This is a genomic window from Bacteroides sp. AM41-16 (assembly GCF_003603495.1).
Taxonomy (GTDB): domain Bacteria; phylum Bacteroidota; class Bacteroidia; order Bacteroidales; family Bacteroidaceae; genus Bacteroides; species Bacteroides uniformis.
In genome coordinates, this window is record NZ_QTNE01000003.1 from 1 (window position 1) to 24,538 (window position 24,538).

Sequence of the window (24,538 nt, forward strand, 5' to 3'; positions counted from 1 at the left end):
AGAAGAAGCCTCCGTGTCTGATAAGGATACGGAGGCTTTGTTCGTTTATATACCTCCGGAACTGCTCCCCTTAATCCCTGTCATGCGTTGTTGCATACGTATTTTTCTGCTTCTTTTGTCATTCTTTTGTTATCATTACAGAACAAAGTTGGTGTAAAATGAGTTTTTTTTGGAAGAGCAAGAACTTTTCTTCCTTTCTTTCTATTCAATATCAAATGGATTTTTGTAAATTTGGCGTGAATCTAATAGGAAGGGAAAAAATCACGCAATTAATATTGTAATATAAATCATATAATAACTCCTGCAAATATGGAAAACAAGATTCAAGAGCTGACCGATAAGATCTACCGCGAAGGCGTAGAGAAAGGAAACGAAGAGGCACAGAAACTTATCGCAAAAGCTCAGGAAGAAGCCAAGAGAATTATAGAGGATGCTCACAAGGAAGCGGATTCTATCGTGGCTACCGCTCATAAGTCTGCCGATGAACTGGCAGAGAATACAAAATCTGAATTAAAGTTGTTTGCCGGTCAGGCTGTGAATGCTCTGAAGTCCGAAATCGCTACGTTGGTGACGGACAACATTGTGAATGCCGATGTAAAGGCATTTGCTGCAAACAAGGATTATCTTAATGCCTTCATCGTTGCATTGGCGTCCAAATGGAGTGTGAACGAACCAATCGTTATCTCTACTGCCGATGCGGAAGGCTTGACAAAATATTTCGCAGTGAAGGCGAAAGACCTGCTGGACAAGGGTGTGAAGATTGAGCAAGTGAATGGCATCAAAACCTTGTTCTCCGTATCGCCTGCCGATGGTTCGTACAAGGTGAACTTTGGCGAAGAAGAATTTATGAATTACTTCAAGGAATTCCTGCGTCCGCAATTAGTGGAAATGCTGTTCTAAAAACTCCCACAGGATTATGAGTAAATACTATTACTTGGTAGCCGGTTTGCCTGAACTTACTCTGGAAGACAGTAAACTGAGCTATACAGTAGCCGATTTCAAGACGGAACTATATCCTGCCTTGTCGGAAGATGATAAAAAGTTGATAGATTTGTTTTATCTGAAATTCGATAATGCGAATGTCTTGAAACTATTGAAGGATAAGGATGCTGCCATCGACCCGCGCGGAAACTATTCGTCGGAGGAACTGGTGGAATATATCTCACAACTGAAGGATGGCGACGAAGTCTCTGACAGTGTATTCCCATCTTATCTCTCTACGTTCATTTCCGAATACTTCAGCCTGCCTGCCGAGGACGGTTTCTTGTATGAAGACCGCCTGGCAGCGCTCTATTACGCCTATGCTATGGAATCCAGGAATCAGTTTGTGTCTTCCTGGTTTGGCTTCAACCTCACTCTCAATAATATATTGGTGGCGCTCACAGCACGTAAGTTCAAGCTGGACATTGCTCCGCTGATTGTGGGTGATACGGAAGTGTGCGAGGCTCTGCGTACTTCCAATGCCCGTGACTTCGGTCTGGGTACTGAGGTGGATTATCTGGAGCAGCTGGTGAAAATCAGTGAGACGGAGGAACTGGTGGACCGGGAAAAGAAACTGGACCAGCTTCGCTGGGACTGGATGGAGGAGGCCACATTCTTCGATTACTTTACCGTGGAACGTCTGTTTGTCTTCCTGCTACAGCTGGAGATGATAGAACGGTGGATTTCGTTGGATAAAGAGAAGGGTAACCAACTGTTCCGCAGCATTATCGCTGCCTTGAAAGACGAGGTGCAGATACCCGCAGAATTCAGATAAAATAAACAACTAAAAATATATGGCAACAAAAGGAACTGTTAGTGGCGTAATAGCCAACATGGTGACCCTCGTCGTCGACGGACCGGTAGCGCAGAATGAGATTTGTTATATCTCGACCGGAGGAGACAAGTTGATGGCGGAGGTGATTAAGGTAGTAGGTACCCAGGTCTACGTGCAGGTATTTGAGAGTACCCGCGGACTGAAAGTGGGGGCCGAAGCTGAGTTTACCGGACATATGCTCGAAGTAACACTGGGGCCCGGTATGCTTTCGAAGAACTACGACGGTCTGCAAAACGACCTCGATAAGATGGACGGTGTTTTCTTGAAACGCGGGCAATATACCTATCCGCTGGATAAAGGAAGCAAATGGCATTTTGTGCCTTTGGCAAAGGTGGGCGACCAAGTGGAAGCCGCTGCCTGGCTGGGACAAGTGGACGAAAACTTCCAACCTCTGAAAATCATGGTGCCTTTTGAACAGAAAGGTGTGTGCACCGTGAAATCCATTGCAAAGGAAGGTGATTACAGCATTGAGGATACCATTGCAGTGCTGACGGATAGCGAAGGTAATGACATCCGGGTGAACATGATACAGAAATGGCCCGTGAAGCGCGCCATGACCAACTATAAGGAAAAACCGCGTCCTTTCAAATTGCTGGAAACCGGTGTGCGTGTAATCGACACCGTAAACCCGATTGTGGAAGGTGGTACGGGTTTTATCCCCGGTCCGTTCGGTACTGGAAAAACGGTGCTTCAGCATGCCATTTCAAAACAAGCGGAAGCGGACATCGTAATCATCGCTGCCTGCGGTGAGCGTGCCAACGAGGTTGTGGAAATCTTTACAGAATTCCCCGAATTGGTTGACCCGCATACGGGACGGAAGCTGATGGAACGTACGATTATCATTGCCAATACTTCGAACATGCCGGTGGCTGCCCGTGAGGCATCTGTCTACACGGCTATGACGATTGCAGAATACTACCGAAGCATGGGATTGAAGGTACTGCTGATGGCGGACTCCACTTCACGTTGGGCGCAGGCATTGCGCGAGATGTCCAACCGTATGGAGGAGTTGCCCGGTCCCGATGCCTTCCCGATGGACTTGTCCTCCATCATCTCCAACTTCTACGGCCGTGCGGGTTATGTGAAGCTGAACAACGGCGAGTCCGGTTCCATTACTTTCATCGGTACGGTATCGCCTGCCGGCGGTAACCTGAAGGAGCCGGTAACCGAGAATACGAAGAAGGTGGCTCGCTGCTTCTATGCCCTTGAGCAGGACCGTGCCGACAAGAAGCGTTATCCTGCCGTAAATCCGATTGACTCATATTCCAAATACATTGAATACCCTGAATTCGAGGAGTATATCACCAAGCACATCAACGGTGAGTGGATTGGCAAGGTGAATGAAATCAAGACCCGTTTGCAGCGTGGTAAGGAGATTGCCGAGCAAATCAACATTCTGGGTGACGACGGCGTGCCCGTAGAATATCACGTGACTTTCTGGAAATCGGAACTGATTGACTTCGTTATCCTGCAGCAGGATGCCTTTGACGAAATTGATGCCGTGACTCCGATGGAGCGCCAGGAGGAGATTCTGAATATGGTAATAGAAATCTGTCATACCGAATTTGAGTTCGACAACTTCAACGAAGTAATGGATTACTTCAAGAAGATGATTAACATCTGCAAGCAGATGAACTACTCGAAGTTTAAGTCGGAAGAATACGACAAGTTCCATAAGCAGTTGCAGGAACTGGTTGAGGAACGTAAAGCCTAAGGATGTACTATGTGACTATTTACAATTTACTATTTGCCTTGCGGATGCAGGTGTACGGAGGTTGTAGATAGGAAAATAGTAGAATAGGATGGCAGAGATTTAAATAGTAAATAGTAAATTGCTAAATTGTAAATAAATAGATGGCAACAAAAGCATTTCAAAAAATATATACCAAGATTACTCAGATTACGAAAGCTACGTGTTCGCTGAAGGCAACCGGAGTGGGGTATGACGAGTTGGCGACCGTAAACGGCAAGCTGGCCCAGGTGGTGAAGATTGCCGGCGACGAAGTGACTTTGCAGGTGTTTGAGGGTACGGAAGGTATTCCCACCAATGCAGAGGTAGTATTCTTGGGCAAGGCTCCTACAATCAAAGTGAGCGAGCAGCTTGCCGGACGCTTCTTCAACGCCTTTGGCGACCCCATCGACGGTGGTCCGGCCATTGAAGGCGAGGAGGTGGAAATTGGCGGTCCATCCGTGAATCCGGTGCGCCGTAAGCAGCCCTCGGAACTGATTGCAACCGGTATTGCAGGTATCGACTTGAACAATACGCTGGTGTCCGGACAGAAGATTCCGTTCTTTGCCGACCCCGACCAGCCCTTCAACCAGGTGATGGCGAATGTGGCTCTGCGTGCGGAGACTGACAAGATTATCCTTGGCGGTATGGGTATGACGAACGATGATTACCTTTACTTCAAGAACGTATTCTCCAATGCCGGTGCGCTCGACCGTATCGTCAGCTTTATGAATACCACCGAGAATCCTCCGGTAGAGCGTCTGCTGATTCCGGATATGGCACTGACGGCGGCCGAGTATTTTGCTGTAAATAATAATGAAAAGGTGCTGGTGCTGCTGACGGATATGACTTCCTACGCCGATGCGCTCGCCATCGTATCCAACCGTATGGACCAGATTCCTTCGAAGGACTCCATGCCGGGATCCCTTTATTCGGACTTGGCGAAGATATACGAAAAGGCGGTGCAGTTCCCAAGCGGCGGTTCCATCACGATTATTGCGGTGACGACTCTGTCCGGTGGCGACATTACGCATGCCGTGCCTGACAATACGGGTTATATCACGGAAGGCCAGTTGTTCCTCCGTCGTGACAGCGACATCGGTAAGGTTATCGTTGACCCGTTCCGTTCCTTGTCCCGTCTGAAACAGCTTGTGACGGGCAAAAAGACACGTAAGGACCATCCGCAGGTGATGAATGCCGCTGTACGTCTGTACGCCGATGCCGCCAACGCCAAAACCAAGCTTGAAAACGGTTTCGACCTGACGAACTACGACGAACGTACCCTTGCCTTTGCCAAGGACTACTCCAACCAGCTACTGGCCATCGATGTCAACCTCGATACCACAGAGATGCTCGATGTGGCATGGAGTCTGTTCGGCAAGTATTTCCGTCCGGAAGAGGTGAATATCAAGAAAGAGCTTGTGGACCAGTTCTGGCCGAAAGCAAACTAAATAAATGTACGATTAGACGATTTACGGTTTACGATTGATATTACTGAAATTGTAAATCTGTAAATTGAGAAATTGAGTAGCTTCAGTCGTCTAATCGTAAATCGTTAAATCGTAAATAAAATGGCTATTAAGTTTCAATATAACAAAACCTCGCTTCAGCAACTCGAAAAGCAACTGAAGGTGCGCGTGCGTACACTCCCCATTATTAAGAATAAGGAGAGTGCCCTGCGTATGGAAGTGAAGCGCTGCAAGGGAGACGCTGCCGCGTTGGACGCGAGGTTGGAAAAGGAAATCCAAGCTTACGAAGCCATGTTCGCCCTTTGGAATGAGTTCGACGCTTCATTGATAAAGGTCAGCGATGTTCATCTCGGTGTAAAGAAGATTGCCGGTGTACGGGTGCCGTTGCTCGAGAATGTAGATTTCGAGATACGCCCTTACAGCTTGTTCAATGCGCCCAAATGGTATGCAGACGGGCTGCATTTGCTTAAGTCACTGGCACATACTGCCATCGAGCGTGAATTTACTGTTGCCAAGTTGAACTTGTTGGAACATGCGCGTAAAAAGACCACCCAGAAGGTGAATCTTTTTGAGAAAGTACAGATTCCGGGTTATCAGGATGCTCTGCGCAAAATCAAGCGGTTTATGGAAGACGAGGAGAACCTTTCCAAGTCATCGCAGAAAATCATGAAATCCCATCAGGAGAAAAGGAAGGAGGCAGAGGCATGATTACGAAAATGAAGAAGCTCACGTTCCTTGTGTATCATAAGGAGTACGAAGCATTTCTGGCACAAATCCGGGAACTGGGCGTGGTGCACGTTGTGGAAAGGCAGTGCGGCGAGATGGACGACACCTTGCAGCAATTCATGCAGAAGCGTACGCTCTACAAGAATATGCTTCAGAGCATGCACACCCTGGCAGACAAACAGCCGGAAGAAAAGGTGCATAAAGAGTTGTCGGCCGATGCTCTGGTGAAATTCTACGAGGACTTGCAGGCGCGGATACAAGACTTGAACCAGCAGATTCCCGCCATCGACAAGGATGTGGCGCAGATGGAAGTCTGGGGCGATTTCGATTGGAGAGCCATCCGCAAGCTGGAAGATGCTGGTTGGTTCGTGCAGTTCTATACCTGCCCGGAGAAAGACTATAACGAAGCGTGGGCAGAGGACTACAATGCCATCGTGGTGAAAGAGAACGGCGGACATCTTTATTTCGTGACCGTCACTCCCCAACCGGTAGAACTGGATGTGGAACCGCTCCGTCTACCTTCACTCAGCCTCTCCGAACTGAGCCGGAAGAAAGCCGATACGGAAGAGGCCCTTGTGCAGGCACATGCCGGATTGAAAGAATTCTGCAAAGCGAATTACTGCACGTTGGAGAAGTACAACCTACAGCTCCAGGAAGAGATAGACCTGCTGAAAGTCAAGCTGAACAGCGAACATATGGCAGAAGGTGCCGTAGTGTTGATGGAAGGCTGGATTCCCGAAGACTGCGAGGCGGATGTGAGGAAACTTCTCGATGAAAGCGGCACTTATTATGAGATAAGGGCTGCCAAGCGCGAGGACAATGCTCCCATCAAGCTGAAAAACAACGCCTATACACGCATGTACGAAGTGCTTACCAAAATGTACGGTATGCCCGAATATGCCGAGTTCGACCCGACACCGATACTTGCGCCATTCTTCTCGCTCTTCTTTGCTTTCTGTATGGGAGATGCGGGCTACGGTCTGGTACTGATTGCACTCGGGTTCATTTTGAAAAGGAAGATGTCCAAGTCCATGAAAGGCATGATGAACCTGGTGATTACGTTGGGTATATTTACGTCCGTCATCGGTGTCATATTGGGAACCTTCTTCGGTGTAAGCCTCTTTGACCTGGAGATACCCGCCAAACTGAAGGAATTCATGATTGTGGGTAAGATAGGTGAGACTACCTATGACAAGCAAATGCTGCTGGCGTTGATTATCGGTGCGGTGCACATCTGCATTGCCATGACGGTGAAGGCCGTGGGACAGACCGTTCGTTTCGGCTTCAAGGAGTCGCTCAGTGCTTGGGGATGGCTGTTGCTGGTGGTGGGATTTATCTGCACCGGCGGACTTTCCTTCTTCAAAATAATTTCGGAAGACGTGTCTACGTGGGCATTTATCGTGATTGGCGGTGTTTCTGCCATCGGTATCTACCTGCTGAACAATATCCACCGGAATGTATTTGTCAACATCGGTGCCGGAGTATGGGATACCTATAACATGGCAACCGGATTGATGGGCGATATACTTTCCTACATCCGTCTCTATGCCCTCGGCTTGGCAGGCGGTATGCTTGGAGGCGTGTTCAACCAGCTTGCCTTCATGGTGAACGATGCTGCAGGTCCGGCCCTGGGATGGCTGTTCTGCGGTCTGATACTGATATTCGGGCATACGCTGAACATTGCCATGTCTTGTCTGAGTGCCTTTGTACACCCGCTCCGTCTGACATTTGTGGAATACTTCAAGAATTCCGGTTACGAAGGTAAGGGCGAAGCCTATAAACCTTTTACAGTAGTAAAGAAATAAACAAATTAAAAAACAAATAAAAATAGAAACATTATGAATGAAATTTTAGGTTATCTCGGTCTGGGCCTGATGTTGGCCCTTGCAGGAATTGGCAGTTGCTTCGGTACAACTATCGCCGGTAGTGCGGCAGAAGGTGCGTTGAAGAAAGACCCTTCCAAGTCAGCAAGTTATATGATTTTGTCGGCCCTTCCGGCTACGCAGGGACTTTACGGCTTCGTGGCTTTCCTGATGTCTATGGGCAGGGATTTTGCGACAGACGGTCCTTTGATGCTGGGCATCGGATTGGGTGTCGGACTGGTATGTCTGTTCTCCGCTATCCGTCAGGGACAGATTTGTGCTAGCGGTATTGTGGGTATTTCCCAGGGACACGACGTACAGACCAATACAATGATTTACGCCGCGCTTCCTGAATTCTATGCTATTTTGGCGCTGGTAGCTGCATTGATGGTATAATCCGGATTATAAGAAAATAAACCCCAGGGATTTACAATTGAAATCCCTGGGGTTTTTTGTTTAAATTCCTGGGGCTTCAACTGAAAACTCCAGGAATTCTTTTTTGAAACTTCGGGAATTTTAGACGAAAAATGCATGGATGGGCGAGCCAATGGGGCTTTTGTGGCTAAACTATGACATTCCGCAAACGATTGTTTATGCATATTTAATCAGTTTTTTCGATTAAAAGGCTATTTTTCAAAGAATAATACGTACTTTTGCAGCCGTAATTAAGATAAAGAGATTATAACATAATATGACTAAAGAACTACTTACCCCCGATTACATCTTCGAAGCGAGTTGGGAAGTGTGTAATAAAGTAGGCGGTATCTATACAGTTTTGTCTACAAGGGCAAATACTTTACAGACTAAATTTCGCGATAGATTATTCTTTATAGGGCCGGATTTCTGGCAGGGAAAAGAGAACCCTTTGTTCATTGAGTCTGATAACCTTTGTGCAGCGTGGAAAAAACATGCAGCGTTGAAAGACAATCTTTCCGTCCGCGTAGGTCGCTGGAACATTCCGGGAGAACCTATTGTTATATTGGTTGATTTCCAACCGTTCTTTGCAGAAAAAAATGAGATTTATACAGAAATGTGGAACCGCTATCAGGTGGATTCACTGCATGGATATGGTGATTATGACGAAGCATCCATGTTTGCTTTCGCTACCGGCAAGGTGATAGAGAGCTTCTATCGCTATAATTTGACGGAAACGGACAAAGTGGTGTTCCAGGCACACGAGTGGATGACCGGCATGGCCGCCCTCTATCTTCAGTCTGCCGTTCCCGAGATAGGGACTATCTTCACCACCCATGCCACGTCCATCGGCCGCTCCATAGCTGGCAACAACAAGCCGCTTTACGATTATCTTTTCGCCTACAACGGCGACCAGATGGCGGAGGAGCTGAACATGCAGTCCAAACATTCCATTGAAAAGCAGACGGCCCACTATGTGGACTGTTTCACCACTGTGAGCGAAATCACAAACAACGAATGCAGGGAATTGCTTGACAAGCCTGCGGATGTTGTGCTGATGAACGGTTTTGAAGATGATTTTGTACCGAAAGGCGCCACCTTTACCGGCAAGCGCAAACGTGCCCGTTCCACCATGCTGCGTGTGGCAAACTGCCTGCTGGGTGAGGACTTGGGCGACGATACGCTGATTATCGGTACCAGCGGACGCTATGAGTTCAAAAATAAGGGTATCGATGTGTTCCTGGAATCATTGAACCGGCTGAACCGCGATAAAGATTTAAAGAAGAAAGTATTGGCGTTTGTCAACGTGCCCAGCTGGGTGGGAGACCCCCGCGAGGACTTGCAGAAGCGCTTGAAGAGCAAAGATAAGTTCACCGAACCGTTGCAGTGTCCTTTCATCACCCACTGGCTGCACAATATGACGCACGACCAGGTGCTGGATATGCTGAAATACCTCGGTATGGGCAATCGTCCCGAAGATAAGGTGAAAGTAATTTTTGTACCTTGCTATCAGGATGGTCACGATGGCATCCTCAACAAGCATTATTATGACTTGATTTTAGGCGAGGACCTCAGTGTCTATCCGTCCTATTATGAACCGTGGGGATATACCCCGCTGGAGAGCGTGGCTTTCCGGGTGCCTACCATCACCACCGACCTTGCCGGTTTCGGACTTTGGGTGAACAGTCTGAAAAACCAGCATGGCATAAACGACGGAGTGGAAGTGCTGCACCGTTCGGACTATAACTATTCCGAAGTGGCAGACGGCATCAAGGACACCGTAGCCTTGTTCTCTACCAAGACGGAAGCCGAAATCAAGGAAATACGCAAGCGTGCAGGCCAGGTGGCAGAGCAGGCTTTGTGGAAGCACTTTATACAATATTATTACGAGGCTTACGACATTGCACTGCGCAATGCCATGAAGCGTCAACTAAAATAAAAGAATTATTAATCAATTAGTTATCATACAATGAAGATTAAAGTTAGTAATGTAAACACTCCTAACTGGAAAGATGTGAATGTGAAATCGCACATTCCCGCCGAACTGGAGAAACTGTCTGAACTGGCACATAACATCTGGTGGGCATGGAATTATGAAGCCACCGAACTGTTCAGAGACCTTGACCCTGCTCTCTGGAAAGAAGTGGGACAGAACCCCGTACTTCTGCTGGAACGTATGAGTTATGCTAAACTCGAGGCACTCGCAAATGACAAAGTTATTCTGCGCAGAATGGATGACGTATACTCCAAGTTCCGCACATACATGGATGTGAAGCCTGACAGCAAGCGCCCGTCCGTGGCTTATTTCAGTATGGAGTATGGTTTGAGCCATGTACTTAAGATATATTCCGGCGGTCTGGGTGTACTTGCCGGTGACTACCTGAAAGAAGCTTCCGATAGCAACGCCGACTTGTGTGCAATCGGTTTCCTGTACCGCTACGGTTACTTTACACAAACATTGTCTATGGACGGCCAGCAGATTGCCAATTACGAGGCACAGAACTTTGGCCAGTTGCCCATCGACCGTGTATTGGATGAGAAGGGCGAGCAGATGGTAGTGGATGTTCCTTATCTGGACTACTACGTGCATGCTTATGTGTGGAGAGTGAACGTTGGACGTATCTCTCTCTATCTGCTTGATACTGACAATGAAATGAACAGCGAGTTCGACCGTTCCATCACTCACCAGCTGTATGGCGGTGACTGGGAAAACCGCTTGAAGCAGGAAATCCTGCTCGGTATCGGTGGTATTCTGACGCTGAAGAAGCTGGGCATCAAGAAAGATATCTATCACTGCAACGAAGGACATGCTGCTTTAATCAACGTACAGCGCATCTGTGACTACGTGGCCGAAGGTCTGACTTACGACCAGGCTATCGAGCTGGTACGTGCTTCTTCTCTCTATACTGTACATACTCCGGTTCCTGCCGGTCACGACTACTTCGACGAAGGCCTTTTCGGCAAGTACATGGGCGGCTATCCTTCAAGAATGGGTATCAGCTGGGACGACCTGATGGACCTCGGACGTAACAATCCGGGCGACAAGGGTGAACGTTTCTGTATGTCTGTATTCGCTTGCAACACTTCTCAGGAGGTGAACGGTGTGAGCTGGCTGCACGGAAAGGTTTCCCAGGAGATGTTCGCTTCCATCTGGAAGGGTTACTTCCCCGAAGAAAGCCATGTGGGCTACGTTACCAACGGTGTACACTTCCCCACTTGGAGCGCTACGGAGTGGAAACATCTCTATGCTGCGCATTTTGATGAGAACTTCCTCTACGACCAGTCCAACCCCAAGATTTGGGAGGCTATCTATAACGTGTCCGACGAAGAAATCTGGAAGACGCGCATGGTGATGAAGAACAAACTGATTGACTATGTTCGCAAGCAATACCGTGAAACTTGGTTGAAGAACCAGGGTGACCCTTCACGCATCGTTTCCCTGCTGGACAAAATCAATCCGAACGCTCTGCTGATAGGTTTCGGACGCCGTTTCGCTACCTACAAGCGTGCACACTTGCTGTTCACCGACCTCGACCGTCTGGCCAAGATTGTGAACAACCCCGACTATCCGGTACAGTTCCTCTTTACCGGTAAGGCTCACCCGCACGATGGTGCCGGCCAGGGCTTGATTAAGAGAATCATTGAGATTTCCCGTCGTCCGGAGTTCCTGGGCAAGATTATCTTCCTGGAAAATTATGACATGCAGTTGGCACGTCGCCTCGTTTCAGGTGTGGATATCTGGCTGAACACTCCGACACGTCCGCTCGAAGCATCCGGTACTTCCGGCGAAAAGGCGTTGATGAACGGTGTTGTAAACTTCTCCGTACTCGACGGCTGGTGGTTGGAAGGCTATCGTGAAGGTGCCGGTTGGGCATTGACCGAAAAGCGTACTTACCAGAACCAGGAACATCAGGACCAGCTCGATGCCGCTACTATCTACAGCATTCTTGAGCAAGAAATTCTGCCGTTGTTCTATGCACGCAACAAGAAGGGATATTCTGAAGGTTGGGTGAAGACTATCAAGAACTCCATCGCACAGATTGCTCCCCACTATACAATGAAGCGTCAGCTGGACGACTATTACGACAAGTTCTACATCAAGGAGGCCAAACGTTTCAAGATGCTGGCTGCCGACGGTTGTGCCAAGGCTAAGGAAATAGCTGCTTGGAAGGAAGAAGTTGCCGAGAAGTGGGACAGCATTGAAGTGGTGTCTTGCGAAAAGACCGAAGACCTGGTGAAAGGCTCCATCGAGAGCGGTAAGGAATACACCATTACTTACGTTATCGACGAGAAGGGCTTGAACGATGCTATCGGTCTGGAACTGGTGACTACTTATACGGCTCAGGATGGCAAACAGCATGTTTACTCCGTAGAACCGTTCAATGTAGTGAAGAAAGAAGGTAACCTTTATACTTTCCAAGCTAAGCACAAGATGGAAAATGCGGGTAGCTTCAAGGTTTCTTACCGTATGTTCCCGAAGAATGCAGACCTGCCTCACCGTCAGGACTTCTGCTACGTTCGCTGGTTCGTATAAGAGCATAAAAAAGATAATGTGCCTGCGGATATGGCGGAACACATTATCTGTTCAGATAAAAGATATCATCTGCATGATGCAGGCAGACCATCCGTTTAAAGTAAACGGATGGTCTGTTTCTTTTCTAGAGCTTGCTTTTTATTTCGGCTGTCCAGGCGTCAATGCGTTCGGCGGTTTTGTTACTTTCGTTCACTTCGTCGAGGGGAAGTCCTACGAATGCACCGTCTACCACGGCGATGGAAGAGGAGAAGGAATACCCGTCCGTGCTGACTTTGTTGCCCAAGAAGGTACATCCGCTATCCTTCAGGTCCTCGTAGAGTACTCCGATGCCGTCGCAGAATGTGTCGCAGTAGGATTCGGAGTCACCGCAACCGAATAGGGCTACGAACTTCATGGAAAGGTCGGCGCTCTTCAGTACTTTTACACCGTCATACCAGTCGTCCTGCAGTTCGCCGTCTCCCCAAGTGGAGGTACCTAGAACCAGCACTTCATATTCCTTGATTTTATCGGCGGTCATCTTGTCAACACTATGTACGTCGGTGGAGGAAACTCTCAACTTTTCGGCTATCTGGTTAGCCAACTCTTCGCAGGTTCCGGTACTGGAACCATAAAAAACACCAGTCTTTTTCATTGTAAATAAAGTGATTAAATTGTTTGCTGCAAAGTAAAGGCTTTGCCGGAGAACGTGAAATACCTACATGTAGGGCTTTTAGTGTTGTGCCGCTCCCCATTTCGGGTTAGCTTGTGGCGTGGTTTATAGAGGTCGCGGCTACCTACTAATTGGGATGGCAGACTCTCTTTTTGATGAAAAGTAGGTATTGCCGGATTGTTAAAAATGAAGGACATTTGTACCGGTAATAATAGACAAGTGTTTATGGTTAGATTCGTACATTCCACTCATTCGCAATTCCATCCTTCCGTGGCTGGTAAGTGGCTGGTGTGGGGGACTTTGATGATGCTTCTTGCGGGGGTGGCTATCATTGTTTTTTCGGTATTCTCGCATGATGCACTCGATGCGTGCTGTAATTGCATAATCTGTACTTTCAACCGTGTCCCGAAGGAAGGGGAATATTTGTATAACCGCTACCTGCCGGTCATCAGCATGGTGTGGGTGGCGTTTCTGATACTTTTGGTATATGTGGTCCGCTATTGCATGAACAAGAGGAGGTAGCCGGGTGTTCTATAGGTAAAACTGAAAGGAGACTATATGAAAAAGATTGTTTTGCTTCGCCACGGCGAGAGTGCATGGAATAAGGAAAACCGCTTCACGGGGTGGACGGATGTTGATTTGACAGAGAAAGGCGTTGCTGAAGCTGTAAGGGCGGGTGAGCTGCTGGCAGAAAAGGGATTCCGCTTCAAGAAGGCGTATACTTCCTATCTGAAGCGTGCCGTGAAGACACTGGATTGTGTGCTGGACCGCCTCGACCAGGACTGGATTCCGGTGGAGAAATCGTGGAGGTTGAATGAGAAACACTACGGCCAGTTGCAAGGGCTGAACAAGGCAGAGACGGCTGCCAAGTACGGTGACGAGCAGGTGTTGGTATGGCGCCGGAGCTTTGATGTGGCTCCGCATGCATTGGCCGAGGATGACCCGCGTAATCCGCGTTTTGAGGACCGTTATCAAGAAGTGCCCGATGCCGAACTGCCCCGTACGGAGTCGTTGAAAGATACGATTGAGCGTATCATGCCTTACTGGAAATGTGTCATCTTCCCGAATCTGAAGACGGCCGACGAATTGCTGGTAGTGGCTCATGGCAATAGCCTGCGGGGTATTATCAAGCATCTGAAGCATATTTCGGACGATGAAATTGTGCATCTGAACCTGCCTACGGCGGTGCCCTACGTCTTTGAGTTTGACGATGAGCTGAACTTGACGAAAGACTATTTCTTGGGTGATCCCGAGGAGATAAAGAAATTGATGGAGGCTGTGGCCAATCAGGGAAAGAAGAAATGATTTTGGCGCGCGGAAGCGCGCTATTTCTTTATCCTCTCATTCCATGGAGCAGCGTCATGCTGAGCAGTACCCCGACCACTATACAGATGAGGATAAGGAACCAGTTCATGAGCCGTGCGCCCAGCTTGGTTTCCTTGTGCAAGTTCTGTTCAAAGTAGTTCTTGAAGAACAGATAGATGGCAGGCACAGTGGCGCTTGCCAGTAGCAGGTCTTCGGGAATCTTGTAGATGTAGACTTTGGAAAAGGCGATGAGCGCCCAGTGGCAAAGGAACAGAATGACGAGCAGGTTGACCCTGCGCGAGAAAGCCAGCAGCAGCCCGATGGTGAAAACTGCTACCGAGCAGGGCATCACGGTGGTGGTCATCATGGGAAATTCCATTCCGCGTGCCCACGAAAGGAGCGGGTAGAGGAAAGGCATTGCATAGAGTACCCCCACCAGTACCTTGTATTTCGGGTTGCGCTCGAACGGAGTGTAGCCGGTAAACAAATCCCATAGCCACAACACTGCAATCACTCCCCAGAAGATGGCGAGTATATGGTGGTGTCCGCGCGCTCCGCAATACATCATGTAGTACACGATGGATATCCACCCGTTCAGAAATACCATGTAGATTTTCATGGAGCGTTTTGCCCATAAGGTCGGTTTCCAGTAGAGTTGCGTGGTGAGCAGGATACCTGCTGCGGTGATGAGGAGCTGTGTCCACCAGGTGGCCTCGTTGTATTGTGCGATAGTATTCCAGAATATTTCCATTTGTGTCCATTAAAAAAACGGCTGCAAAGGTAGAGTTTTCTGCCGAAAGAATGAAATCGTTTTCTACATTTTGCCTATCTTTGTGCCTCCAAAAAAATAGGTAAAAAGATTCATGGATAAGACTTTGACTGAACAAGAGATTGCCCTGCTGCGCAGGAAACTCGATTTATTGCTTCGTACCGGACAGCTGCTGGTGGAGAGTGCGGCTGATACGAACCGTGTTGTTCGTAACCTGAACCGTGTTGCCGCCTATCTGGGGCTGCCGGAAGAAAAGCTCCACATCGACGTAAGTTATACCATGCTGGTGGTGAATGTGAGCGACGGCCTGCATTCGTTCTCCAAATTCCAGAAATGTGAAAAGCATGGCATCAACATGACGGCCATTTCCGAAATCAGCAAACTGTCCTGGCGGGCTATTGAGAATGACTATTCCCTCGACCAGTATGAGGAGGAACTGGAAAGAATCAAAAACAAGAAGCGGAACTATGTGCCATACGTTGTTGCCATCGGTGCCGGCTTTGCCTGCGGAGGTTTCTGTAAACTGTTCGGTGGTGACTGGATGGCGTTTCTGTTTACCTCTATCTGCGCTTTTGCCGGCTTCCGCGTCCGTGCCCGTTGCATGGAGTTCGGCATCAATCACTATATGAGTATTGCCATTGCCGCATTGATTTCTACCTGTCTGGCCTATGTGTCTTCGTTTGCCGGGCTCTCGGAAACTCCCTATCATCCGTTGTTGGCGTGTGCACTGTTCATCGTTCCGGGGGTGCCGCTGATAAACTTTGTGGATGATATGATTGACAATTATATCCAGGTGGGCATTGTGCGGGCTGTGAATACGGTGCTGATGGTCTGTGCAATGGCCTTCGGCATTGTAATAGCCATGCGCCTGCTGACGGTGGAGGATGTCGTGATTGACAAGAAGTTCAGCGAATTGAGTATGGTGCCTCATGACAGTTATCTGGTGTATGCCATTGCGGCGGCGATAGCTGCCATGGGATTTTCCATGATATTCAACATACAGCGGCGCTTGTTGTGGGTTGTTGCGGTGGGCGGTATCATTGCCGTTTGTACGCGTAACTTTGTCAATTTCGAATTGGGTTACGGACCGGTGATAGGTTCGTTCATGGGCAGCATGGTTGTCAGCCTGATAGCCGTGAAGGCAGTGCATTGGTTCCATGTTCCCAATCACGTACTGACGATTCCTTCTGTCATCCCGATGATTCCGGGAGTGCTGATGTATCGTGCACTTTTCGGGCTTATCAATATGCACGGTGTGGTAGGCGAGGTGACGGCGGTTGTTTCCAACGGCATCACGGCTTCACTGATTATTCTCTGCATAGCGCTGGGAGTGGCGGTGCCCAATATCTTTGCCCGCCGGTATATTGCCAAGGATAGGCAGCGCTTTCTTCAGGAGGAGCTGCAGAAGCGCAGGGAAAGAGGGAAATTTATAGAATGGTGATATAGGTGGAGGGTGTCAAAAAACTCTTAACACTTTCTTTTAGGCGCGGATTACGCGGATTTCACGGATTTTGTTTATTGAATCCGTGTTATTCCGTGTAATTCGCGCCTGATATTATAACATTATAAAAGTGCTCATATATTTTTGAAAACTTCTCTTCTTTTTTAAATGCCCTTTTTCGGATTATAGTGGTAAATGACGGTTTCGCCTTTTTGCAGGGATGTTTGTACGTCAATCAGACGCTGGTTGCGGCTTCCCCGGAAATAGAGTTCCTCATCCCTCAGTTCTTTCTTGAATTTGCCGTCCACCAGTACGTCGATGTACTTCAGCAGTTGGGCTTGGCGCGGGTTGCGCAGTAGTTTTTCGAAAGTATAGCCCGTATAGCACCAGATGTTTTTCCGGCTCCGCTCCTTGATGGCATGTGCCAGTTGGGTGAATCCTTCCGGCTGGAACATCGGGTCTCCACCACTGAAGGTGACGTCTGCAAAGTTGTCGGCAAGGACTTTTTCCAGAATCTCTTCCGTACTCATCCAGTGCCCGCGGTTGATGTCCCACGACTCCGGATTGTGGCAACCGGGACAACCGTTGGGGCATCCGGCAGCATAAATGGCGGTCCGGAAGCCCGGACCGTCTACTGTGGTATCTTCTAAAATGTCGAGAATAGAAAGCATGAGTAGGGAATTTTTAATTATGAACGACCCTGTCGTTCAACTCTGCCAGCTTGGCATTGTTCCAGCGGTCGGTTGTCCCCACCAGGTAGCCGGTGATGCGTTGCAGCTTGTCGATATGCTTGCTGCCGCACTTCGGGCATTCTTCCAGGTTTGGGGTGGAGTTTTCGTGGCCGCACTCCAGACAGCGGTTACGGTTGTGGTTTACCGAACCGTAGCCGATGTTGTATTGGTCCATCATGTCCACTACACGCATAATGACTTCCGGATTGTGGGTGGCGTCACCGTCTATCTCCACATAGAAGATGTGTCCGCCGCGGGTCAGTTCATGATAAGGAGCCTCCACTTCCGCTTTGTGGCGGGCGCTGCATTTGTAGTATACGGGCACGTGGTTGGAGTTGGTGTAGTAGTCACGGTCTGTGATGCCCGGCAGCGTGCCGAACTTTTTACGGTCGATGCGGGTGAACTTGCCCGACAGCCCTTCGGCAGGAGTGGCAAGCACGCTGTAGTTGTGCTGGTATTGCTCCGAGAACTGGTTGGCACGGTCGCGCATGTAGGTCACGATTTTCAGTCCCAGCTCCTGGGCTTCGCCAGATTCGCCGTGATGTTTTCCGAGCAATGCCACGAGACATTCTGCCAACCCGATGAAACCGATTCCCAGTGTTCCCTGGTTGATGACGGAAGCAATCGTATCGTTCGGTTTCAGCTTCTCGCTGCCTATCCACAAGGCAGACATCAGTAGCGGGAACTGCTTGGCGAAGGCGGTCTTTTGAAACTCCATGCGCTCGTGCAGCTGGCGTGCGGTCACTTCGAGCATACTATCCAGCTTGGCAAAGAACCGGGCGATGCGCTGTTCCTTGTCTTCGATGTTCATGCACTCAATGCCCAGACGGACGATGTTGATGGTAGAGAAAGAGATGTTGCCGCGTCCGATGGAGGTCTTCGGTCCGAAACGGTTTTCGAATACACGGGTGCGGCATCCCATGGTGGCAACTTCATGCTGGTAGCGTTTCGGGTCATCGGCTTTCCAGTCCTCGCTTTGGTTGAAGGTGGCGTCCAGGTTCAGGAAGTTCGGGAAGAAACGCCGTGCCGTCACCTTGCAGGCCAGTTGGTAGAGGTCGTAGTTGCGGTCTTCAGGCAGGTAGCTCACACCCCGTTTCTTTTTCCATATCTGGATGGGGAAGATGGCGGTTTCTCCGTTTCCTACCCCTTGATAGGTGCTTTTCAGCAGCTCGCGGATGATGCAGCGCCCCTCGGCAGAGGTGTCTGTGCCGTAGTTGATGGAGCTGAACACCACTTGGTTGCCGCCGCGTGAGTGGATGGTGTTCATGTTATGGATAAACGCCTCCATGGACTGGTGCACGCGCGATACGGTCTTGTTGACAGCATGCTGCACGATGCGGTCCTCGTCCGTCAGTCCGTCCAACGGCTGCAGCAGATAGTCGGCCAGTTCCTTCTGATAGAGATGGGAATAGTCTTTTCCATTCAGTTCTTCCAGGTTCTTGACTTCCTCGATGAAGCTGTTGCGCACGTAGGGGGCAAGGTAGAAATCGAATGCAGGGATGGCTTGTCCGCCGTGCATCTCGTTCTGGGCTGTTTCCAGCGAGATGCATCCCAGGATACTGGCAGTCTCGATGCGTTTGGCCGGGCGCGATTCGCCGTGTCCGGCAGAGAAGCCGTATTTCAGAATATGGTCCAGCGGATGTTGCACGCATGTCAGGCTCTTGGTGGGATAATAATCCTTGTCATGGATGTGCAGATAGTTCTGGGTGACGGCATCCAGAACTTCTTCACTCAGCAGATAGTCGTCCACAAAAGGCTTGGTGGTTTCGCTGGCAAACTTCATCATCATGCCCGCCGGGGTATCGGCATTCATGTTGGCATTTTCGCGTGTGATGTCGTTGGACTTGATGTTAATGATTTCCAGGAACATGTCGCGCGTCTTTGCTTTGCGGGCAATGCTTCGCTGGTTGCGGTAAGCGATGTATTTCTGGGCAACGTCCTTGCGGCTGCTCTTCATCAGCTCCACTTCCACCAAATCCTGGATGGCTTCCACCGTCATCTGCGAATCTCCCTTGAAAGAGATGCGGTCCGTAATCTGGTGTATCAGTTGCAGGTCTTCCCCCTTGTCTGTATGCAACATGGCTTTGCGGATGGCCGTTGCTATTTTTTCTTCGTTGAATCCGACGACGCGCCCGTCGCGCTTGAGTACTGTCTGTATCATAACCTTTTATGCTTAAATGTGACTGTCTTTTTTAGTTTAATTGCGGAAACAAAGATATTATAGTTATTGATAGGTTTTGCTTTTTGGAAAACTTTTTGTGGTTTAAAAAGTGTTAATCTATTGATTATTAATGATATAATTGTTTAAAGTGGAAAACTTCTAATGAAAAATAACTTTTAAAGTTATTCATTACTGATTATTATTGCATGCATAAGCATCATCTGATTTCGAAGTGTCAAATGAAGATAAATCTTTTGGGCAGATTGTGAATCTTCGATTTTTTTAGTTATATTTGCAACGAATTGGTTTATTTAAGGTTTTTAGTCCTTGATAATACTTCTTGTTGCCATTCGATTGTATTGCTTTGCTGCTCATGGTATTGGGGCAAAAGTATCATTATTATAATAATCAAAGAAAGGATGAACATGGCAAATGTATTTCCTCCGTTTAAAATTGATATAGCTGGGGCTTTTTGTGTACCTCGTGCATTGAAGGATGTCCGCGAGCAATATCAGAACGGGCAGGTGAGCCGGCAGATATTGCAGGCTGTTGAAGATGCGGAAGTGCGCAGTCTGGTGGAACGGCTGGAGCTGGGAGGCATGAAAGTTGTTTCCGATGGTGGTTTCCGAAGTCGCGATTTTTTGGAAAGCTGGGAGGGTATTTGTTCCAAAGACGGCCGGCCTTTCTCCGAAGGCTCTCCTTTGGAGATTACAGGACGACTCAGTTTGCTACGGCATCCTATTCTGGAAGAATTCGCATTTCTTGATTCCATTGTGGACGGAGGGGTGATGAAAAAACAGCATATCCCTTCGCCGGCAGAGGTTATGACCCAGATTATTCAACGTGTGGAGCGGACTCAGATAGAAACCGTTTACTCCGACATCCGGCTTTTGACGGATGATATTGCTTCCTGCTACAAATTTTTGCTTACCAAACTTTATGATGCAGGCTGCCGCTACGTCCAGTTCGACGGGGTACATTCGGTGATAATGGAAGATACCATCCGGCTCAACAACCGGGTTTTGCGTGAGCGTCCTGCAGGGATGTATGTTGCATTCCATGCACCTACGGATATGCTGGTGCAACTGCATGGGGCCGATGCTTATTTCCTGAATTACGACTGTGGCGCGTGCGACCGTAACCGTCTGCTCTGGTTCATACACGAGAAGGAAGCGGTGTTCGGTTTCGTGCTGTCCCATTATCCTCAGGAAGACGAATTGGATGAATTGCAGGCGAAAACCGAAAGTGTATTGAACTATATTCCTTTGAAACGTTTCACTTTATGTCTGCCGGATGCCAATGCGCTTCTTTCGCCTTCGGAGGCCGATGAGGAGAAACAGTGGGAAACCGTAAGGTTGGGGATGGAAATGGCTGCGCGTATCTTCTCTTGAAAAACGCCGCATTCCATCATTCCGAATGCCACACTTCAGCAAGGAAAATGCCACATTTCACAGAGGTAAATGCCATTGATTGGGCCTCGTGAAGTGTGGCATTTCGATTGACGAAGTGTGGCACTCCTTTTTTAGTTTCCGGTGTGTCCGGTTTTATTATTTGACAGCTTCGGCTATCTTTTCCTGAAGCTCGTCACCGTGCAGTCCGCGTGCAAGGATAGTTCCTTCACCGTCAATCAACACAGTGTGGGGGATGCTGCTTACGGCATAAAGCTGTGCGCCTTCGCAGTTCCAGTATTTCAGGTCGGACATTTGCGGCCACGTGATGTTCAGCTTCTTGATGGCTTCTTTCCATGCGTCAGCACTCTGGTCCAGAGATACGCCTACAATCTCGAAGTTCTTGTTCTTATATTTGGCGTAAGCTTCCACCAGGTTGGGCATCTCGCGACGGCAGGGGCCGCACCAGCTTGCCCAGAAGTCAACAAGGACAACTTTGCCCTTGCCTACGTAGTCGGACAGTTTTACCGTTTTTCCTTCCGGCGTCTGCATCTCGAAGTCTGTAAACTTCTGGCCTACGGCAGTGGCTTTCATCTTTTCAACGTTGTTCTTTATCTTGACGATGGCTTCGTCGTTGTCGTAAGCTGCAGGGATTTGGGGCATCAGCGGGTCGAGGTCTGCCACATCCATGTAGTAGTAGTTCTGCTTCAGCAGGAGTACACCCACCGGGTTGGTGATGTTCTTGTTGATGCCGGCTTTGATGGCGGATATCATGCTGTTTTCCAGATTTTCCATCTCTTTGCCTTTAGCCTCGCGTTGTTCGTCGGTCAGTGTGGTGTCCGACATGGATTCGTAGATGCTCATCATTTGTTTGTTCAGACCGTTGATTTGGGCTCTGATTTCCTGGTAGGCATCATTGTTGGCAGTACCGGTGGCAGAGTTGTTTTCCTGCGACAAGTTGATTTTAATCTTGCCGTTTTCCAGGAAGAAGTCGATGGCTGCGCCGTCTTTTCCTTCGGCTTTGTAGGAGATGTAGCGGTTGACAGCAGTATCTTGTGTACCCTTGAAGGTAAATGTTCCATCTTTGATGACAGCAGAGTCCAATTTTACGAATTGGCGTCCTTCCACGGTTTCCAGATATACGGTGTCGCCGTCGGCTGCACCCTCTACAGTTCCGGTTACGGTGTAACCGTTGTTTCCACTGTTACAAGCTGTAAATACAGCGGCTACAGCGAGCAGATAAGTAAACTTTTTCATTGTTTGTTTTTTTAATGAATGATTATAGCTGCAAATATAGTAATAAAAAATCCCCTCCGATATGAACCGGAGAGGATTTTTATAGTTTTAATCCCATTTTTAGCGATAACGCTGTGCTTACTATTATTCGGCAGCAGCTTCTTCAGCAGCAGGGGCTTCTTCGGCAGGGGCCTCTTCGGCCGGTGCTTCGGCAGCGGCTTTTGCAGCAGCTTCAGCAGCTTTCTTTTCAGCCAGTGCTTTTGCTTTTTCTTCGTTTATCTTCTTTTCAGCTTCCAGACGTGCTTTTGCTTCAGCTTTCTTAGCTTCGTCTTCCTTAGCCTTCAGAGCAGCCAAACCGCTTTGTTTGTTGTTCTTCCAGGCTTCGAACTTAGCATCAGCTTCAGCTTCGCCGAATGCGCCTTTCGCTACACCGCCCAGCAAGTGCTTCTTCATGTAAACACCTTCGCGAGAGAGGATGTTACGAACTGTGTCAGTAGGTTGTGCACCCTTCAACACCCAGTCAAGTGCGCGGTCGAACTTCAAATCTACTGTGGCAGGATTGGTGTTAGGATTGTAAGTACCAATCTTCTCAATAAATTTACCATCACGTGGTGCTCTTACGTCTGCAATAACGATAGAGTAGAAAGCGTAGCTTTTACGTCCATGTCTTTGCAATCTGATTTTTGTTGCCATTTAATTAAAATGTTTTTAGTTAATGATTTGAATTATGCTACTATCTCGTAATAGCGAGTGCAAAGGTAAGAAAAGATTTTGAGTTTTGAGTTATGAGTTATGAGTTATTTGTTGGCACGAGGGGTGTTTTTTTTTAAATGTTCACACAACGTCACCCATAACTCATCACTTGTCACTCATCCTTCTCCCGAGTATTTCCTGGGGTATCTCAGCAGAATGGCGAGTATGGCGCATGTTCCCATGCAGAAGGGGTAATACAGGTTTCCGATGATGCTGATGGGTGAAATGCCGGCAAGTCCGGAGGCTATCAGCATTTGCGCTCCGTAGGGGATGATTCCTTGCACGAGGCATGAGAAGGTGTCCAGTATGCTGGCTGTTTTCCGGCGGTCCAGGTGGAAGCGGAGGGCGATGTCCTTGGCTATGGGGCCGGTGGTGATGATGGCAATGGTGTTGTTGGCGGTACAGAGATTGGCGATGCTGACCAGGGCAGCGATGCTGAATTCGGCTCCCCGCTTGCCGCTGACGTGGCGGGTCAGCCGGGAGATGATGAAGTCGATGCCGCCGTTGTAGCGGATGGTCTCGAGCATGCCTCCGGCCAGCAGGGTGATGATGATGAGCTCGCCCATGCCGGTGATGCCCGTTCCCATGGCTCCGAACCAGTCGAAGAAGGCGGTACCGGTATAGATACCGATAATTCCAGTAGAGAGGATGCCCAGCAGCAGTACCAGCATGACGTTGACACCTGCTACGGCCGTGCCCAGCACGATGAGGTAGGGGATTACCTTTATCCACTCGATGGTCTGCACTTGGGGCGGGGCGGAGACGGACAGTCCTTGAAAGATGTAGAGACCCAGCACGACAAGAGCTGCGGGGACTACAATCATGAAGTTGACGCGGAACTTGTCCCTCATCACGCAGTCCTGCGTCTTGGTCGATGCAATGGTGGTGTCGGATATGAAGGAAAGATTGTCTCCGAAGAACGAGCCTCCCACCACGATGGCGACCATGTAGGGCAGGTCGATGCCCGTCTTTTCCGCCAGTCCCACGGCTACGGGAGTCAGTGCGACGATAGTTCCTACGCTTGTTCCTATCGAGAGGGAGATGAAGCAGGCGGCAATGAAGATGCCCGCCAGTAGCAGGTTGTCCGGCAGTATATGCAGGGTCAGATTTACGGTTGCATCAATGGCGCCCATCTGCTTGGCGCTTTGGGCGAATGCTCCTGCAAGGATGAATATCCATACCATCAGCATGATGTTCTTGTTACTGGCGCCCACGGAAAACTGGTAGATACGCTGTTCCAGATTCAGGCCGCGCGTGATGGCGATGGCATAGCAGGACGAGGCGAGGAAGGCTACCGTGATGGGGACTTTATAGAAGTCGTTCACCAGGAGCGAGGTCACCAGATAGAGGCAAAGGAACACCGCCAACGGGCTGAGTGCCCACCAGCCGCCTTTGGTTTTAGGGGTTGTATCGGTTGTTGCTGACATAGTTGTATTGTTTGGTTGAGATTAATGTTTCACCACAGATTTCTATCTTTCAATCAATTCCATGTTAATCGGTGTTATCTGTGGTGAAATCAATTTCGCCGCAAAGGTAACAAAAACAAAGGGCGGCA

The 24,538-nt window shown here is 48.9% G+C and carries 20 protein-coding genes; 13 read left to right on the plus strand and 7 right to left on the minus strand.

The features are described from left to right. Positions 1-309 precede the first annotated feature (309 nt). The 9 genes from DW896_RS03770 to DW896_RS03815 all read left to right on the plus strand — a co-directional run bounded on the left by DW896_RS03770 (position 310) and on the right by DW896_RS03815 (position 12,550). The gene (locus DW896_RS03770; protein ID WP_119992894.1) at positions 310-900 is read left to right on the plus strand and encodes a hypothetical protein; all 591 of its coding nucleotides are present in this window, start codon (positions 310-312) and stop codon (positions 898-900) included. Positions 901-916: 16 nt separating this feature from the next. Next, on the plus strand, positions 917-1,756 hold the full coding sequence (locus tag DW896_RS03775) for a DUF2764 domain-containing protein (RefSeq protein ID WP_005837370.1): 840 nt from the start codon (positions 917-919) through the stop codon (positions 1,754-1,756). 19 nt (positions 1,757-1,775) lie between these two features. Beyond that, positions 1,776-3,530: a V-type ATP synthase subunit A gene (locus DW896_RS03780; RefSeq protein ID WP_005827385.1), complete on the plus strand. Its 1,755-nt coding sequence runs from the start codon at positions 1,776-1,778 to the stop codon at positions 3,528-3,530. Between the two features lie 140 nt (positions 3,531-3,670). Then, entirely contained in the window at positions 3,671-4,996 is a 1,326-nt protein-coding gene (locus DW896_RS03785; RefSeq protein ID WP_005827389.1) for a V-type ATP synthase subunit B, read from the plus strand. A gap of 120 nt (positions 4,997-5,116) precedes the next feature. Beyond that, positions 5,117-5,722 carry a V-type ATP synthase subunit D gene (locus tag DW896_RS03790; protein WP_005827391.1) on the plus strand — a complete coding sequence of 202 codons (606 nt, stop codon included), beginning with the start codon at positions 5,117-5,119 and terminating at the stop codon, positions 5,720-5,722. Further along, positions 5,719-7,545: a V-type ATP synthase subunit I gene (locus DW896_RS03795; protein ID WP_117959241.1), complete on the plus strand. Its 1,827-nt coding sequence runs from the start codon at positions 5,719-5,721 to the stop codon at positions 7,543-7,545. Before DW896_RS03790 ends, DW896_RS03795 begins: the two co-directional genes overlap by 4 nt. A gap of 33 nt (positions 7,546-7,578) precedes the next feature. Next, positions 7,579-7,998 (plus strand): ATPase, encoded by a 420-nt coding sequence (locus DW896_RS03800; RefSeq protein WP_005827396.1) that lies wholly within the window; start codon positions 7,579-7,581, stop codon positions 7,996-7,998. Positions 7,999-8,293: 295 nt separating this feature from the next. Next, positions 8,294-9,955 carry a glycogen/starch synthase gene (locus DW896_RS03810; protein ID WP_005827398.1) on the plus strand — a complete coding sequence of 554 codons (1,662 nt, stop codon included), beginning with the start codon at positions 8,294-8,296 and terminating at the stop codon, positions 9,953-9,955. Positions 9,956-9,985: 30 nt separating this feature from the next. Further along, the gene (locus tag DW896_RS03815) at positions 9,986-12,550 is read left to right on the plus strand and encodes a glycosyltransferase family 1 protein (protein ID WP_005827401.1); all 2,565 of its coding nucleotides are present in this window, start codon (positions 9,986-9,988) and stop codon (positions 12,548-12,550) included. A 124-nt stretch (positions 12,551-12,674) separates the two neighbouring features. On the opposite strand, the gene fldA is transcribed toward DW896_RS03815, so the two are convergent. Then, on the minus strand, positions 12,675-13,181 hold the full coding sequence (gene fldA / locus DW896_RS03820) for a flavodoxin FldA (RefSeq protein WP_005837365.1): 507 nt from the start codon (positions 13,179-13,181) through the stop codon (positions 12,675-12,677). Positions 13,182-13,424: 243 nt separating this feature from the next. Between fldA and DW896_RS03825 the strand changes: the two genes are divergently transcribed. After that, positions 13,425-13,721 carry a hypothetical protein gene (locus DW896_RS03825; RefSeq protein WP_005837364.1) on the plus strand — a complete coding sequence of 99 codons (297 nt, stop codon included), beginning with the start codon at positions 13,425-13,427 and terminating at the stop codon, positions 13,719-13,721. 36 nt (positions 13,722-13,757) lie between these two features. Further along, complete coding sequence (gene gpmA / locus DW896_RS03830) at positions 13,758-14,504, plus strand: 2,3-diphosphoglycerate-dependent phosphoglycerate mutase (RefSeq protein WP_005827407.1); 747 nt, start codon at positions 13,758-13,760, stop codon at positions 14,502-14,504. 28 nt (positions 14,505-14,532) lie between these two features. On the opposite strand, the gene DW896_RS03835 is transcribed toward gpmA, so the two are convergent. Next, positions 14,533-15,255, minus strand: a complete 723-nt coding sequence (locus DW896_RS03835) for a DUF6064 family protein (RefSeq protein ID WP_005827409.1) — start codon at positions 15,253-15,255, stop codon at positions 14,533-14,535. A 112-nt stretch (positions 15,256-15,367) separates the two neighbouring features. Between DW896_RS03835 and DW896_RS03840 the strand changes: the two genes are divergently transcribed. After that, positions 15,368-16,714, plus strand: a complete 1,347-nt coding sequence (locus DW896_RS03840; RefSeq protein ID WP_005827410.1) for a threonine/serine exporter ThrE family protein — start codon at positions 15,368-15,370, stop codon at positions 16,712-16,714. 164 nt (positions 16,715-16,878) lie between these two features. Here DW896_RS03840 and nrdG read toward each other — a convergent pair whose 3' ends face one another. After that, positions 16,879-17,385: an anaerobic ribonucleoside-triphosphate reductase activating protein gene (nrdG, locus tag DW896_RS03845; RefSeq protein ID WP_005827412.1), complete on the minus strand. Its 507-nt coding sequence runs from the start codon at positions 17,383-17,385 to the stop codon at positions 16,879-16,881. Positions 17,386-17,398: 13 nt separating this feature from the next. Further along, entirely contained in the window at positions 17,399-19,606 is a 2,208-nt protein-coding gene (locus DW896_RS03850) for an anaerobic ribonucleoside triphosphate reductase (RefSeq protein WP_098032254.1), read from the minus strand. Positions 19,607-20,025: 419 nt separating this feature from the next. Here DW896_RS03850 and DW896_RS03855 point away from each other — a divergent pair, with 419 nt between their 5' ends. Continuing rightward, on the plus strand, positions 20,026-20,997 hold the full coding sequence (locus tag DW896_RS03855) for a hypothetical protein (RefSeq protein ID WP_005827419.1): 972 nt from the start codon (positions 20,026-20,028) through the stop codon (positions 20,995-20,997). A gap of 156 nt (positions 20,998-21,153) precedes the next feature. Here DW896_RS03855 and DW896_RS03860 read toward each other — a convergent pair whose 3' ends face one another. From DW896_RS03860 to DW896_RS03870, 3 genes are all read right to left on the minus strand, one after another. Further along, positions 21,154-22,251 (minus strand): TlpA disulfide reductase family protein, encoded by a 1,098-nt coding sequence (locus tag DW896_RS03860; protein ID WP_005827423.1) that lies wholly within the window; start codon positions 22,249-22,251, stop codon positions 21,154-21,156. 123 nt (positions 22,252-22,374) lie between these two features. Further along, the gene (locus DW896_RS03865) at positions 22,375-22,923 is read right to left on the minus strand and encodes a 30S ribosomal protein S16 (protein ID WP_005837359.1); all 549 of its coding nucleotides are present in this window, start codon (positions 22,921-22,923) and stop codon (positions 22,375-22,377) included. 176 nt (positions 22,924-23,099) lie between these two features. Further along, positions 23,100-24,410, minus strand: a complete 1,311-nt coding sequence (locus DW896_RS03870; RefSeq protein ID WP_117713713.1) for a Na+/H+ antiporter NhaC family protein — start codon at positions 24,408-24,410, stop codon at positions 23,100-23,102. Positions 24,411-24,538: the final 128 nt, after the last annotated feature.